A 14,195-nucleotide genomic window follows, 5' to 3' on the forward strand; every position below is an offset into this window, starting at 1 on the left:
GGCTGATTTTGCGCGGACTGGGCTCACGGCTGGGCTGCACCCTTGGGCTGAACTTTGCAGCTGAGGCCGGCACCAATCAGCCCGTCCGGCGTTTGAGGACGAGGCCGTTCAGGCCGATGGGGGTCTGGGGGCGCAGCCCCCAGCGGGGCTCCAGGGCCGGCCCCGGGATGGGACGGGTAGGGGCGGCGGGGGCGAAGCAAACCCGCCGAAGGCCCCCGCCCCCCACTCAGACCCGCTCCGCCACCGCCCCCGTGGACGGAACGTCCCCAACGTCCTCCCCCGCCTGATGCGCCGCCCCCTTCAACGGCACCTCCTTCACAAACACCGCCGCCACCAAAGAGACAACAGCCACGACCGCCCCCAGCAGAAACGCCGAATGCGTACCGGAGGACACCGCATGCTGGTACGCCTCCTGAGCCGCCTCCGGCAGCCTCGCCATACTCGCCGCATCCAGCTGCGCCGACCGCTCGGTGACCGCGGACCCGAGCGCCCCGGCCCTCTCGGCCATCACATCCTGGACCCGGTTGTTGAACAGCGCACCCATGATCGCGACCCCGAAGGACGCTCCGAGCGTACGGAACAGGGTCGTGGAGGAGGACGCGACGCCCATGTCCTTCATCTCGACGCTGTTCTGCGAGACCAGCATGGTGATCTGCATCAGACACCCCATGCCCGCGCCAAGGACCGCCATGTACACACCGGAGGTGACCCGCGACGTATCCGTGTCCATCTGCGCGAGCAGGAACAGCCCGACGACCATCAGCACACTGCCCACGACCGGAAACACCTTGTACCGCCCGGTGCTCGTGGTGACCCGCCCCGCGACCATCGACACGACGAGCATCGCCCCGAGCATCGGCAGCAACAGCAACCCGGAGTTGGTCGCGGACGCCCCCTGCACGGACTGCTGATACAGCGGCAGGAACAGCGTGGCCCCGAACATCACGAACCCGGTGATGAAGCCGATCACCGACATCAGCGAGAAGTTGCGGCTGCGGAAGATGTGCAGCGGCATCACCGGCTCGGCGGCCCTGGTCTGCACGAACACGAAGCCAACCAGTGCCGCGACCCCGATCGCGATCAGTTCCATGATCATGGCGGAGCCCCAGGCGTACTCGGTGCCACCCCACGTGGTGACGAGCACGATCGCGGTGATGCCCACGGCCAGCAGCCCGGCACCCAGGTAGTCGATCCGCGCCTGCGCCCGCTTCTTGGGCAGATGCAGTACGGCACTGATGGCGAGGAGCGCCACGGCGCCGAGCGGCAGGTTGATGTAGAAGGACCAGCGCCAGCCCCAGTGGTCGGTGATGGTGCCGCCGACGAGCGGCCCGCCGATCATGGCGAGCGCCATCACACCGGCCATCATGCCCTGGTACTTACCGCGCTCCCGGGGTGGTATCAGATCGCCGATGATCGCCATGACGCCGACCATCAGTCCACCGGCACCGAGCCCCTGAACGGCCCGGAACCCGATCAACTGCCCCATGTCCTGGGCCATACCGCTCAGGGCCGACCCGATCAGGAAGAGCACGATCGAGGTCATGAAGACGCCCTTGCGCCCGTACATGTCGCCGAGCTTGCCCCAGATCGGGGTGGAGGCGGCGGTCGCGAGCGTGTACGCGGTGACGACCCACGACAGATGCTCGAGTCCGCCCAGTTCGCCGACGATCGTCGGCATCGCGGTCCCGATGATCATGTTGTCGAGCATCGCGAGCATCATCGCGATCATCAGCGCGCCCAGGACGACGCGTACGCTCCGGGGCTGCTTGCCCCCGTCGTCCACCACTGCCTCGGTGTCCGCCATTGTCCCCACTCCCCTGATGCCCGCCCCACTACTTACTTGCCGCCCGGCAAGTTGACTACACTCGGAACGTAGGTCCGTGACTAGCCGGGCGTCAAGTAAGTTTTTCTTTACCCGCTTCTTCACTCCCGTAGGAAGCGACTACGAAGCCCGAGCACGAAGCCGAGGAGCAGCCACGATGGGCGCCAGCAGGCAGCAACGCGGCCACACCCGCCAGCGCATCCAGGACGTGGCCCTCGAACTCTTCGCCGAGCAGGGCTACGAGAAGACGTCCCTGCGCGAGATCGCGGAGCGGCTGAACGTCACGAAGGCGGCGCTCTACTACCACTTCAAGACCAAGGAAGACATCCTCATCAGCCTCTTCCAGGATCTGACGAAGCCGATGGACGAGCTGATCGAGTGGGGCAAGCAGCAGCCGCGCACCCTGGAGACGAAGCGCGTGATCCTCAACCGCTACAGCGAGGCCCTCAACGACGCAGCCCCCCTGTTCCGCTTCATGCAGGAGAACCAGGCGACCGTACGTGATCTGCGCTCCGGCGAGGACTTCAAGGACCGCATGCTCCGCATGGTGGACCTGCTCAGGGAGCCGGACGCCACGATGACCGACCAGGTCCGGTGCGTCACGGCCCTGTTCTCCATGCACGCCGGAATGTTCGCCCTCAGGGACCTCGAAGGCGACCCCGAGGAGAAGCGCAAGGCCGTCCTCGAGGTCGCCACCGAGCTGATCACGAGGGCGAACGCCCCCAAGGAGTCCTAGCGGGACCTTGTGCGGTCCTTTACACGGTGACGCCCTTGGTGCGCAGGAAGCGTACGGGGTCTATCGCGGAGCCGTAGTTGGGGGATGTACGGATCTCGAAGTGCAGGTGCGGACCGCTGGAGTTGCCGGTGTTGCCGGAGAGCGCGATCTGCTGATCTGTCGCGACGACCTGGCCGACCTTCACCTGGACGCGGGACAGGTGGGCGTACTGCGAGTAGGTCCCGTTGCCGTGCTGGATGACGACGGCATTGCCGTACGCGGGCCCGTCACCGCCGCCGTTACCGCCGGCCTTGACGACGGTGCCGCCGTGCGCGGCGTAAACCTTGGTGCCGGAGGCCACGGCGAAGTCCTGGCCGGAGTGGGTCGAGTTCCACAAGTTGCCGGCCTGGTTGAAGCTGGCGGAGAGCTTGTACTTCTTGACCGGGTCGACCCAGGAAGGCTTCGGCGCCTTCTTGGCGGCGACGACCTTCTGAACCGCGGCCTTCTTCGCGCCCTCGGCGGCCTTGGCCTGAGCGGCGACCTTGGCCTGCGACGCGGCCCTGTCCTGCGCGGCGGCCTGCTCCCGCACGGAGGAGGCAGCGGCACTCTGCACCGCCCCGGTGCTCGCCTCATTACTGGCGGCAACCGCGACCCCGGCCCCCAGCGCGACCGACACCCCCAGCCCGGCGACCATGACAGCCGCCCGGGCACGGAGCGGGGACGTACCGAGAACGTGGGACTTGGTGATGCGCAGCGACATGGGGACTACCTCCGGGGGACGGGCACGAACACACCCGACGCGCTGTCGATGCGCCGGGCGATGCGTCCCTTGGTAACCCGTGCTGCCGGTGTCCCACAAAGAGCCCATCTACGATCTGAAGTCGTACTTGACTCTGAAACTTCCCCTTTCTTGACACGAACGCCGTCCCATATTGGATCCTCCGCGTTTCCTACTGGAAGTCTGGTTTAACCCCACTTCACAGCCGTTCGCTTACGCCCTGGACCCACTCCCCCAAGCCGGTCCGGGCCGCCCTCGAGGCACCCCTCGACCCACTGACCCAAAGGTCCGTTTTGCCCCGCAACACGTCACCACTACTCGCCCTAGTACCGGACAAATCGCCTGTGCGTCATGTCACCGACCGGCAAGATCCAGACGCCTTGGGATGTGACGCGCACTACGCGGTCACCGGTCACGACCAGGTGCGGTGCCGTACCCGAAGGCCGTCACCGCCCCCGTTGTCGCAGCCGTCCGTAACCAGCCAGAGGTCACCGCGAAGGGCGGAGCATCTTCGGTGGCGTGAACCTGGCGTACGTCGGCTCCAACGGCAGGTCCGCACCGGTGCCGAAGTCGAGCACCTTCTGGTACGCCGGACCCATCGCGCTCACCGAGGCGTGCAGCCGGGCCGGCGTGGTGCTCGGCCACCGTCCGTCGCCGATCCGGTCGAACAGCGTCTGCCGGTCGTCACTCAATAGCGACGCGTAGGTCCCGGATGTACCAGTCGAACCGTGTGCCGTCCTTACTGGGAGGCTGCTTGGCGGGGGTGAACCCTGCCCGCTGAGCGACTGCGGCGGAGGCGGGATTCTCCGGCTCCACCTGGATCACGGCTTCCTCCCCGCCCTCACTTGCCGCGTACTGGGACACCAGGACGACTGCGCGAGTAGCCAGGCCAAGCCCTCTCCAGGACGGGTAGAGGCGGTACGCGACGTTCACCTGACCAGGAGCCAAACCCGCGCCAGCGAACCGCAAGTCGATCGCCCCTGCGAGCACCTTGTCGGCGCCCACCCGGATGCCGAAAGCGCGAAGTGGCCCGGAAGTTTCCCATTGTTCCTGGCAGTACCGGAAGTCCCTCGTCCCTCTATGAGGACAGCCCAGAGCGCGAGTGGCGCTGGCTGCAGGGGGTGTGGCGCGGCCGGGGCCGGGTCAGCGCGAGCCTTTGGCGTCTGTACTTCGTCGTGGTCATCGACGGCGAGCCGGTGGGCATGCAGGATCTGATCGGCACAGACTTTGCCACGTTCGGTACGGTCACCACATTCTCCTGGCTCAGCCCGGACGTGCGGGGCGGCGGCTTGGGCAAGGAGATGCGGCAGGCGGTGCTGCATTTGGCTTTCGATGGGTTGGGGGCCCGTGAGGCGAGCAGCGATGCCTTCTTCGACAACCATGCCTCGAACCGTGTCTCCCAAGCTCTGGGTTACGTGCCGAACGGCGTCAGCTGGGACACCCGGCGCGGCGAGCCGGCGGAGATCAAACAATGGAGGCTGCCGCGCTGGCAGTGGATCAAGCGGCGGCGCGACGACATCGAACTCGTTGCCGTTGGTGGCTGCCTGCCCGTCCTCGGGATTGACCCGCCACCAGCTGACTGATCACCAAGCCACCGGGAAGACCCGCCCTCGCCTCGCCTGGGCCGTCGGCCTCACCTTCGCCTGGATCGAGGGCTGACTACCTCACAACAAGATTCATGATCTTCCCAGAGTAAGAGCTACACCCATCACAGAAAGCGTGAACAGTGAAGGGAAGTATGCCCTCCAGGCGCTCAAACGAGCGATGCGTGAACACTACGGGGAGAAGTGCTCACGCTGTGGAACTCGACACCCCCGACCCCACCGCCGCGGCTTGAACATCCACTCGCGCTTCATCACTGACATCGAGGAATAAGCAACGCCTACTCGTCCTCCGCAGCCAACCAGAACCAAACCCCCTTTCCGTCCCGGACCTTGGTCACACCAAACCCGTGTGCCAACGCCTCCACCAGGACAAGCCCCCGCCCGCCCTCGGCGTCCTCGCCGACCTTCGCTTGCGAGCAAGGCGGCACCGGACTTCGGTCATACACAGCGATGCGAACCCCCTTCCCCTCGACGGTGGTCCTGAGATGGATCTCGCCCCGGACATGCTGGTGCACATTGGTCACCAACTCGGAGGTGCATAGGGCAGCCGTATCGGCGAGTTCCCCGAGCCCGAGGGTCTCCAGCGTGGACCGCACGAAGTCCCGGCAGATCTTGGGCGAGGTCACGACAGCGGGGGTGAACAGGGTGTAGGTGAGCGGAAGTTCCATGGCTGACGCCTCCAAGGCGGCCTGACGCTGAACGCAGGAATCTGGATCTGAACTGCCTCGTCGACCGACGCCGGTCGCGGTGGCTCTGCCGCCCCATGGGCGCGACCCCGCCCGGAACGGGATCGCGGATCAGCGGTGCACTTCCGCGACACGGCGTGCGTGTACGCATACGTCGATGGCGAGGCTTCCGACATCACTGCGTGAGCGTCGCCGCACTCAACGTAGCGAATATGGGGTTACTTGTTCAACCTGAACTTCCACCTTGCTGGACCATGCGCCCCCACCCCGGCAAACTGATCCCCACCTCATCGAGGAGAGACCGCGTTGGCTTTGCGTACCCGCCCCACCGCCCGGCAGCTACGACTGGGCGCCGAGCTCAAGAAGTTGCGCGAGCAGGCCGGGATGACCCTGAACGAGGCCGGAGCCGTCATCGGGATGGGTCGCGTGCACCTCACCCACGTCGAGAGCGGCCGAACTCCCCTCGCATCCGACCGTATGCGTACCCTCTGCACGGCCTACGGGGTTACTAGTTCAACCTACGTCGAGAGTCTTGTGAGCCTGGCCGAAGCCAGCGGCAAAGGCTGGTGGAGCTCCTATCGGGATCAACTCCCCGCCTCGGCCCTCGACTTGGCCGAGCTGGAGGAGTCCTCCACTGAGCTCCGCTCTTACGAGTCGCTGTTCCTACCCGGGTTGTTCCAAGTTTCGGCGTACACCCGCTCCATCTTCGAGGCGAGCGATGCCGTGCGCACCACAGCCGAGATCGAAGAGGCGGTGCACTTCCGCCAGGAACGTCAACGCATCCTCACCGCCGACCAGCCGGCCCACCTTCACGCCGTGATCCACGAAGCCGCGCTCCACATGCGCTTCGGCGGCACAGAGGTTATGCGCGAGCAACTGCTGAGGCTCGTCGAATTGGCCGAACTTCCCCACGTGACCATCCAGTTCGTGCCATTCACTGCCGTCGCGGTCTCGGCGCTGACCACGCCGTTCTGCCACATCGCCTCGCACGGCGGCGAGTTGGAGACCGTGCTCATGGAGCACCCGGCGCAGTCGATGTTTCTGCACGGCGACGACGAAGTCACCAAGTACCGCCGCCAGTTCGACCGTCTCAGCACCGCGGCCCTTCCACCCATCGACGCCACGGTGATCCCGGTCAGGCACGCGGCCAAGGACTCACTCAGCCTCGTACAACACATCCTGTACACCCTCTAGGGAGCATCAGCATGTCCGCCCTCGACTGGCAGAAGTCATCCTTCAGCGGCGACCAGGCCAACTGCCTCTACGTCGCCGCCACCCCCACGGGCACCGTCCACCTCCGAGAGAGCGACACCCCCGACACGATCCTCACCACCACCCCGACTGCCCTGGCCGCCCTCATACGAACACTCGCTCCAACCTCACCCGTTCGGATGACATGAAACGGTTCGCCCCCGCGTAACGATCACCGTGCGCGAGCCTCACCTCATGCACGAGAACGTCGAGGCGAAGCCCAGCCTCCCCGCCCAGCAGAAGGCCCTGCCCTCCTGGTACGGCGACCTCCTGGGCGAGGTCAAGGAAACCGTCGCGAGCGCACGCCTCCGCGCACAGCGAGCCGTGAACACCGAACTGGTCCAGATGTACTGGCAGATCGGAAAGCTCATCCTGGCCCGCCAAGAGCAGGAGGGCTGGGGCACCAAGGCCGTGGCCCGACTCGCCGCAGATCTCAAGACGACGTTCCCGAACCAGCGCGGCTTCTCCCGAAGCAACCTGATGTACATGCACAAGATGGCCCGCACCTGGCCGGAGCCAATTGTCCAACAGCCTGTTGGACAATTGCCGTGGGGCCACCCGCAGCTTCGAGCGCGTTTCCAGCGGAGCGCTCAGCGCTGCGACGACCGCGTTCGTTCACCGGAACGTTCGGACGCCGTCGCGTCTCCTGCCGTCACACCAGCCACCTGCTCCGCCACCGCCCCGATCTTCGCCAGCCGGGCCAGCGTGGGCCTCGACAGGACCTCCCCGATGTCGTGCAGGGCCACGATCAGCTCATCGACACCGTCCAGGGGTGCGTCCTTGCCCGCGTACAGGAGGATCCCGCGGTACTCCTCGGGCGAGATGGTCCGGCCCGGCAGTTCGATCTGGTCCGCTTGCGCGAGGAACAGCGCGGGGACCGAGGTGTCCAGCGCCAGGGCGATGGCGGTGAGCTCGGCTGCCGTGAAGGCGCGGCGGCCCCGTTCGGCCTGGTGGACGGCCTGGCGGCTCCAGGGGCGGTCGAGGTACTGGCCCATCGCCTCGCCCAGTTCCGTCAGCGACAGCCGTCGCGCCTCCCTGAAGCGCGCGATCTGCTTTCCGATTGCCTCTTCGACCCGCACCCGTGCTCCTCGCGTCATCCCCCACAATCCGCTACGTCACTCTCCATAATGACAGCGAAAGTCCACCGTTGACAAGCCTCACCGACCGCCCTACTGTAGTTCCACGCAACTCGTTGTCACTCCATGGAGTGACAACACAATGACCCGGCACAGTGCCGACTCAAGACGACCCAACGCCGACACAGGAGACCGACGTGCGCGACTTACACCTGAACTCCATCACCGCCGGCGGCAACTGCGCCGTCCTCCAGGTCTCCGGCGAGATCGACGTCTATACGGCTCCCACCCTGCGCGAAGGCATCATCGATCTCCTCGACAAGGACGTCACCCACGTCATCGCGGACATGCGGAACGTGGATTTCCTGGACTCGACCGGCCTGGGCGCCCTCGTCGGCAGCCTCAAGCGGCTGCGCACCCGCGAGGGCACGCTCAGGCTGGTGATCGACAGCGACCGTATCCACCGCATCTTCCGGATCACCGGACTCGACCGTGTCTTCTCCATCCACCCCTCGCTCCAGGAGGCGATCACCGCCGACGGACACTGGCGAGCGGCCGTAGAAGGCGGCGGCCACGGCATCGAAGAGTGGTGCCGACAGCACGAGTTGCTCCCGGACTAGCCCCCGAGCGGCAACGCCCCGAACACATGCCCCCGCCAAACCTCCCGCGCCGCCTCCTCCGGATACGCCGCCACGGCCGGACTCGTATCGAAGAGCTGGACGAGCCGCCGTTCCAGGTCGTACGCGGGCCAGCCGGGCCCCTCGCCCGACGCGAACCCAGTCCACGCGGAGCGGAAGTGAGCGGACAGCTCCTCCGCCTCCGGAGGTGGTGTCTCGCCGAGCAGTATCGCGGGCAACCCTCCGCTCAAGTTGCCGAACACCAGCGGCACATCCAGCCCATGGCAGGCGCCGAGTCCTCCGCCCATACCCGGCGCGGCCCACGTCAGCTCATAGAAGTGCGCACGTCCACCCGCCCCGACCTGCGCCTCGGCCAGCAGTAGCGACGGCATACGGAACAGCCAGTCGGAGTTGACGAGTTCGTACAGCTCCTCGGGGCCGGCGTCCGGGAACGCGGCGCGGTACGCATCCTCCCTGCCGGGAGCGAACACCTCCAGCGCCACCGCCGCCTGACCCTCCGTCACCTCGCCGATCATCCCGCCGAGCGCCATGAAGAGGCGGTACTCGTCACGCGTGTGCCCGACGACGAGCTCGACATCCCGCCCTGCCCCGTCGGCCAGCGCCTGCCAGGGATCGACCGGCAGAACATCTCCGTCGACGACCGGCGCGAGCGGAACCGACGTATGCGCGACCGGCCCCCACCGCTTCAGGGACCGGCGCATGGAAGCACCCACCGCATCCCCCGCCGCGGGCAGCCGGCTTGGCGCCACCGAGCCCAGATCGGCCACGGTCGGCCGCAGCCCCAGCTCGTCGGCGAAAGCACCGGCGAAATCGGCCGCGAGCTCGGCCGAGAAGAACGTACCGGGCACACTCTGCGCTACAGCCCGCCGAAAGAGCCCGGCCGCGCGCGGCATCGCCAGCAGCGCGGCGACCGATCCTGCCCCCGCCGACTCGCCGAACACCGTGACCCGGTCCGGATCGCCGCCGAACGCCCGGATGTTCTCGCGCACCCACTCCAGCGCGGCGACCTGGTCGAGCAGCCCCCGGTTGGCCGGCGCCCCCTCGATGAGACCGAACCCCTCAATCCCCACCCGGTAGTTGAGCGTCACCACGACCACGCCCTCGCGCGCCAGGCGCCCGCCGTCGTACTCGGGCAGACTGGCCATCCCGATGGTGTACGCACCCCCGTACAGCCACACCATCACCGGCAGCCCGGCGCCCGAACCGTGGTCGGGCGTCCACACGTTGAGCGTCAGCCAGTCGTCACCGGTGTCCTGGGACAGCGCGTCCATCCCGAACGCCGACGCCTGCGGAGGCGGCGGCCCGTACGCCACAGCCTTCCGTACGCCGTCCCAGCCCCGTACGGCCCGTGGCGCCCCGAACCGCAGCGCACCGACGGGCGGCTGAGCGAAGGGTATCCCGCGGAACGCCGCAAGTCCCGGCTCCCCTTCCCCTCGCAACACCCCTGCTGTCGTACGGACTTCGGGTTCGTCGGCGCTCATCGCGGCTCCCTCTGAAGGCAGGTCGGACACCGCGGATCCTCCCGCGACCGTGCCTCCGGAGCCAATGCATTTACCAGCTACGCCGATCACCCACCCGCCATGCCCGCAACGGAGGGCCCGGGAGCGGGCCTGGTCGACAAACCCGTACGCATCTCGGCGTACGTATCCTTCACCGGCGAGAAATGGTCCCTGACCGGGAAGGACGTCCACAAACTCGCCGCCGAGCTGGTTCGTTTCGCCGCTGCGCAGGCTCCATTATCTGGAGATCAGCAGCAATCAGTACGTGGACGACCTCGCGCCCTTGGCCGAAGTACCACTGAAATTGCTGTCGCTGGACCTTGTGGCTGGGCTGGAGAGGCCGGAGACGCTGGCCGCGCTTTCGGCCTCGGCCACCCTGCGCGAGAATGCCCTGCTCCCAGACCTGACGCAATTGCGCCTCAACTGGACTGCGGTCCCGTGGACCGAGGGGCCGTTCTGCCAGGCATTAGGCACCTTCACTTCAACAAATTCACCGGAAACGAAGACCTCTCGGCCGTCCCGGCTTTCTTTCCAGGGCTGGAGCCCATCTCATTCCTCCTCGCCCAGGACGCGACGAAAGTCCCGGAGCACATCCTCGCCCCCCTGCCCGGCGAGCACACCGTCCGGCAAGAGCACGCCATGGAGTGGTCCGGCGCAGCCCAGCACCGACCCCTAGCCCAACTCCACTTGGGCACCTTACAGTTACCAGCCGGTAATACCTTCGCCTCCCTGTGGCCTCACCCGGCCGTGACGATGCAGCGCGACCCCTGCACCTCGGTCGTCCCGCAGTTGTCCCTCAGTGCTCCGACGCGACTCAGACGCGAGAGGAACCCCCCATGACAGGAAGAAGCTGGAAGCGCCTCATCGGCGTGACCGCCGCCGCCACGGCCGTCACGGCGGCCCTGGTCACCCCGGCCGCCGCCGCGAGCCAGGCAGCGGCCCCCGCCGCGGCACCGGCCGCAGCCACCGCCGCCGCCGCGGACGTCGACTACGACACCTGGCAGAAGGACTGCCGGGCGGTGATGGACCAGGCGCTGCCCTATCTGAAGCAGCGGATCGCGAACACCAAGCCGGGCGAGAAGCAGGCGATCGTCTTCGACATCGACAACACCACGCTGGAGACCGACTTCGGCTTCAGCTACCCGTCCCCGGCCAACGCGCCCGTCCTCGAAGTCGCCAAGTACGCCCAGGACCGTGGCGTCGCCCTGTTCTTCGTGACCGCGCGCCCGGACATCATCGGCTCCGTGACCGACTACAACCTCAAGCACGTCGGCTACAAGGTCTCCGGCCTCTATGTCCGCAACTTCGGCGATCTCTTCAGGGACAAGGCCGAGTACAAGACCGCCAAGCGCGCGGAGATCGAGGCCAAGGGCTACACGATCATCGCGAACATAGGCAACACCCCCACCGACCTCTCCGGCGGCCACGCGGAGAAGACGTACAAGCTGCCGGACTACGAAGGCCAGCTGTCGTAAGCCACCGTCATCGGGAGCCACATGGGGAGCCAGAGCCACCCCCCCATCGGGCACGCGAAAGGGGGCCGGTGCGGATAAGCACCGGCCCCCTTCTTTGACTCTTCGGCTCAACCCCCGAAGGGTCAGGCCTCCTTGCTCAGGTTGGGACCAGCCCCACCGGCGGCCTGCTCGATCGGCGGGACGTCCGGCAGCGCCGACTTCTCCTCGCCGCGGAAGGTGAAGGTCTTGGCCTCGCCCTCGCCCTCCGTGTCGACGACCACGATGTGGCCGGGACGCAGCTCGCCGAAGAGGATCTTCTCCGACAGGCTGTCCTCGACCTCACGCTGGATCGTGCGACGCAGCGGACGCGCGCCGAGCACGGGGTCGTAACCCTTCTTGGCCAGCAGCTCCTTCGCGGACTGGGAGAGCTCGATGCCCATGTCCCGGTCCTTGAGGCGCTCGTCGACCTTGCCGATCATCAGGTCGACGATCGCGAGGATGTCGGCCTGGGTCAGCTGCGGGAAGACGACCACGTCGTCGACACGGTTGAGGAACTCGGGACGGAAGTGCTGCTTCAGCTCGTCCGAGACCTTGTTCTTCATCCGCTCGTAGTTGGACTTCGTGTCGCCCTGGGCCGCGAAGCCGAGGTTGAAGCCCTTGGAGATGTCCCGGGTGCCGAGGTTGGTCGTCATGATGATGACCGTGTTCTTGAAGTCCACGACCCGGCCCTGGGAGTCGGTCAGCCGACCGTCCTCCAGGATCTGCAGCAGCGAGTTGAAGATGTCCGGGTGCGCCTTCTCGACCTCGTCGAACAGGACGACCGAGAACGGCTTGCGGCGGACCTTCTCCGTGAGCTGACCGCCCTCTTCGTAGCCCACGTAACCGGGAGGCGAACCGAAGAGACGGGAGACCGTGTGCTTCTCGCTGAACTCCGACATGTCGAGGGAGATCAGCGCGTCCTCGTCGCCGAAGAGGAACTCGGCGAGCGCCTTGGACAGCTCGGTCTTACCGACACCGGACGGACCGGCGAAGATGAACGAACCACCGGGACGCTTCGGGTCCTTCAGACCGGCACGCGTACGACGGATCGCCTTCGACAGCGCCTTGACGGCGTCCGTCTGTCCGATGACCCGCTTGTGGAGCTCGTCCTCCATGCGCAGCAGACGGCTCGACTCCTCCTCGGTCAGCTTGAAGACCGGGATACCGGTGGCGGTCGCGAGGACCTCGGCGATCAGCTCGCCGTCGACCTCGGCGACGACGTCCATGTCGCCGGCCTTCCACTCCTTCTCCCGCTTGGCCTTGGCGGCCAGGAGCTGCTTCTCCTTGTCACGGAGAGAGGCGGCCTTCTCGAAGTCCTGCGAGTCGATCGCGGACTCCTTGTCGCGGCGCACGCCCGCGATCTTCTCGTCGAACTCTCGGAGGTCCGGCGGCGCGGTCATCCGGCGGATACGCATCCGGGAGCCGGCCTCGTCGATCAGGTCGATCGCCTTGTCCGGCAGGAAGCGGTCCGAGATGTACCGGTCGGCCAGCGTCGCGGCCTGGACGAGGGCCTCGTCGGTGATCGAGACGCGGTGGTGCGCCTCGTACCGGTCGCGCAGGCCCTTGAGGATCTCGATGGTGTGCGGCAGCGACGGCTCCGCGACCTGGATGGGCTGGAAGCGGCGCTCGAGCGCGGCGTCCTTCTCCAGGTGCTTGCGGTACTCGTCGAGCGTGGTGGCACCGATGGTCTGGAGCTCACCGCGGGCCAGCATCGGCTTCAGGATCGAAGCGGCGTCGATGGCGCCCTCGGCGGCACCCGCACCGACCAGCGTGTGCAGCTCGTCGATGAACAGGATGATGTCGCCGCGGGTGCGGATCTCCTTGAGCACCTTCTTCAGGCGCTCCTCGAAGTCACCGCGGTAACGGGAGCCGGCGACCAGCGCGCCCAGGTCCAGGGTGTAGAGGTGCTTGTCCTTGAGGGTCTCGGGCACCTCGCCCTTGACGATGGCCTGCGCCAGGCCCTCGACGACGGCGGTCTTGCCGACGCCGGGCTCGCCGATGAGCACGGGGTTGTTCTTCGTACGACGGGACAGCACCTGCATGACCCGCTCGATCTCCTTCTCGCGCCCGATGACCGGGTCGAGCTTGGACTCACGAGCGGCCTGGGTGAGGTTCCGGCCGAACTGGTCGAGGACCAGGGACGTCGAGGGGGTGCCCTCAGCAGGCCCACCGGCTGCGGCGGTCTCCTTGCCCTGGTAACCGGAGAGCAGCTGGATGACCTGCTGCCGCACCCGGTTGAGATCTGCGCCCAGCTTGACCAGGACCTGGGCGGCGACGCCCTCGCCCTCGCGGATCAGGCCGAGCAGGATGTGCTCCGTGCCGATGTAGTTGTGGCCCAGCTGAAGGGCCTCGCGGAGCGAAAGCTCCAGGACCTTCTTGGCACGGGGGGTGAAGGGGATGTGCCCGGACGGGGCCTGCTGCCCCTGCCCGATGATCTCCTCCACCTGCTGGCGGACCGCCTCGAGCGAAATCCCGAGGCTCTCCAGGGCCTTAGCGGCGACACCCTCACCCTCGTGGATCAGGCCCAGGAGGATGTGCTCGGTGCCGATGTAGTTGTGGTTGAGCATCCGGGCTTCTTCCTGAGCCAGGACGACAACCCGCCGCGCGCGGTCGGTGAACCTCTCGAACATCGT

At 66.9% G+C, this 14,195-nt stretch carries 14 protein-coding genes and 2 pseudogenes; 8 read left to right on the top strand and 8 right to left on the bottom strand.

The genetic code is table 11. The features are described 5' to 3' along the window. Positions 1-226 precede the first annotated feature (226 nt). Positions 227-1,804 (bottom strand): MDR family MFS transporter, encoded by a 1,578-nt coding sequence (locus ABD357_RS05650; RefSeq protein WP_344387897.1) that lies wholly within the window; start codon positions 1,802-1,804, stop codon positions 227-229. A gap of 175 nt (positions 1,805-1,979) precedes the next feature. Here ABD357_RS05650 and ABD357_RS05655 point away from each other — a divergent pair, with 175 nt between their 5' ends. Next, on the top strand, positions 1,980-2,558 hold the full coding sequence (locus tag ABD357_RS05655; protein ID WP_344387898.1) for a TetR/AcrR family transcriptional regulator: 579 nt from the start codon (positions 1,980-1,982) through the stop codon (positions 2,556-2,558). Positions 2,559-2,577: 19 nt separating this feature from the next. Here ABD357_RS05655 and ABD357_RS05660 read toward each other — a convergent pair whose 3' ends face one another. The 3 genes from ABD357_RS05660 to ABD357_RS05670 all read right to left on the bottom strand — a co-directional run bounded on the left by ABD357_RS05660 (position 2,578) and on the right by ABD357_RS05670 (position 4,410). Then, a complete protein-coding gene (locus ABD357_RS05660; protein ID WP_344387900.1) occupies positions 2,578-3,297 on the bottom strand; it encodes a M23 family metallopeptidase in 720 nt (239 codons plus the stop codon). 506 nt (positions 3,298-3,803) lie between these two features. Next, positions 3,804-4,007 carry a hypothetical protein gene (locus ABD357_RS05665; protein WP_344387901.1) on the bottom strand — a complete coding sequence of 68 codons (204 nt, stop codon included), beginning with the start codon at positions 4,005-4,007 and terminating at the stop codon, positions 3,804-3,806. Then, positions 4,000-4,410: a GNAT family N-acetyltransferase gene (locus tag ABD357_RS05670; RefSeq protein WP_344388023.1), complete on the bottom strand. Its 411-nt coding sequence runs from the start codon at positions 4,408-4,410 to the stop codon at positions 4,000-4,002. Before ABD357_RS05670 ends, ABD357_RS05665 begins: the two co-directional genes overlap by 8 nt. Between ABD357_RS05670 and ABD357_RS05675 the strand changes: the two genes are divergently transcribed. After that, positions 4,341-4,898, top strand: a complete 558-nt coding sequence (locus tag ABD357_RS05675) for a GNAT family N-acetyltransferase (RefSeq protein ID WP_344387903.1) — start codon at positions 4,341-4,343, stop codon at positions 4,896-4,898. The two genes, ABD357_RS05670 and ABD357_RS05675, sit on opposite strands and share 70 nt — an antisense overlap. A 299-nt stretch (positions 4,899-5,197) precedes the next feature. Here ABD357_RS05675 and ABD357_RS05680 read toward each other — a convergent pair whose 3' ends face one another. Continuing rightward, positions 5,198-5,587: an ATP-binding protein gene (locus tag ABD357_RS05680; protein ID WP_344387905.1), complete on the bottom strand. Its 390-nt coding sequence runs from the start codon at positions 5,585-5,587 to the stop codon at positions 5,198-5,200. Between the two features lie 324 nt (positions 5,588-5,911). Here ABD357_RS05680 and ABD357_RS05685 point away from each other — a divergent pair, with 324 nt between their 5' ends. The 3 genes and pseudogenes from ABD357_RS05685 to ABD357_RS05695 form a co-directional block, all read left to right on the top strand. Continuing rightward, positions 5,912-6,799 (top strand): helix-turn-helix domain-containing protein, encoded by an 888-nt coding sequence (locus tag ABD357_RS05685; RefSeq protein ID WP_344387907.1) that lies wholly within the window; start codon positions 5,912-5,914, stop codon positions 6,797-6,799. 11 nt (positions 6,800-6,810) lie between these two features. Then, a complete protein-coding gene (locus tag ABD357_RS05690) occupies positions 6,811-7,005 on the top strand; it encodes a DUF397 domain-containing protein (RefSeq protein ID WP_344387908.1) in 195 nt (64 codons plus the stop codon). Positions 7,006-7,051: 46 nt separating this feature from the next. Next, a pseudogene (locus ABD357_RS05695) lies at positions 7,052-7,432 on the top strand (DUF1016 N-terminal domain-containing protein); the annotation flags it as partial. Positions 7,433-7,446: 14 nt separating this feature from the next. Here ABD357_RS05695 and ABD357_RS05700 read toward each other — a convergent pair. Continuing rightward, the gene (locus ABD357_RS05700; RefSeq protein WP_344387909.1) at positions 7,447-7,935 is read right to left on the bottom strand and encodes a helix-turn-helix domain-containing protein; all 489 of its coding nucleotides are present in this window, start codon (positions 7,933-7,935) and stop codon (positions 7,447-7,449) included. A gap of 194 nt (positions 7,936-8,129) precedes the next feature. On the opposite strand from ABD357_RS05700, the pseudogene ABD357_RS05705 reads away from it, so the two are divergent. Further along, positions 8,130-8,468 (top strand): annotated as a pseudogene (locus ABD357_RS05705) (STAS domain-containing protein); the annotation flags it as partial. Between the two features lie 80 nt (positions 8,469-8,548). Here ABD357_RS05705 and ABD357_RS05710 read toward each other — a convergent pair. Then, positions 8,549-10,051, bottom strand: a complete 1,503-nt coding sequence (locus ABD357_RS05710; RefSeq protein WP_344387911.1) for a carboxylesterase/lipase family protein — start codon at positions 10,049-10,051, stop codon at positions 8,549-8,551. A gap of 99 nt (positions 10,052-10,150) precedes the next feature. Between ABD357_RS05710 and ABD357_RS44575 the strand changes: the two genes are divergently transcribed. Further along, on the top strand, positions 10,151-10,909 hold the full coding sequence (locus ABD357_RS44575) for an NACHT N-terminal Helical domain 1-containing protein (protein WP_425584749.1): 759 nt from the start codon (positions 10,151-10,153) through the stop codon (positions 10,907-10,909). Next, on the top strand, positions 10,906-11,544 hold the full coding sequence (locus ABD357_RS05715; RefSeq protein WP_344387913.1) for an HAD family acid phosphatase: 639 nt from the start codon (positions 10,906-10,908) through the stop codon (positions 11,542-11,544). The genes ABD357_RS44575 and ABD357_RS05715 overlap by 4 nt, the downstream gene beginning before the upstream one ends. A 122-nt stretch (positions 11,545-11,666) precedes the next feature. On the opposite strand, the gene ABD357_RS05720 is transcribed toward ABD357_RS05715, so the two are convergent. After that, on the bottom strand, positions 11,667-14,192 hold the full coding sequence (locus tag ABD357_RS05720; protein WP_344387916.1) for an ATP-dependent Clp protease ATP-binding subunit: 2,526 nt from the start codon (positions 14,190-14,192) through the stop codon (positions 11,667-11,669). Positions 14,193-14,195 lie beyond the last annotated feature (3 nt).

Source organism: Streptomyces vastus (genome assembly GCF_039532825.1).
Classification (GTDB): Bacteria; Actinomycetota; Actinomycetes; order Streptomycetales; family Streptomycetaceae; genus Streptomyces; species Streptomyces vastus.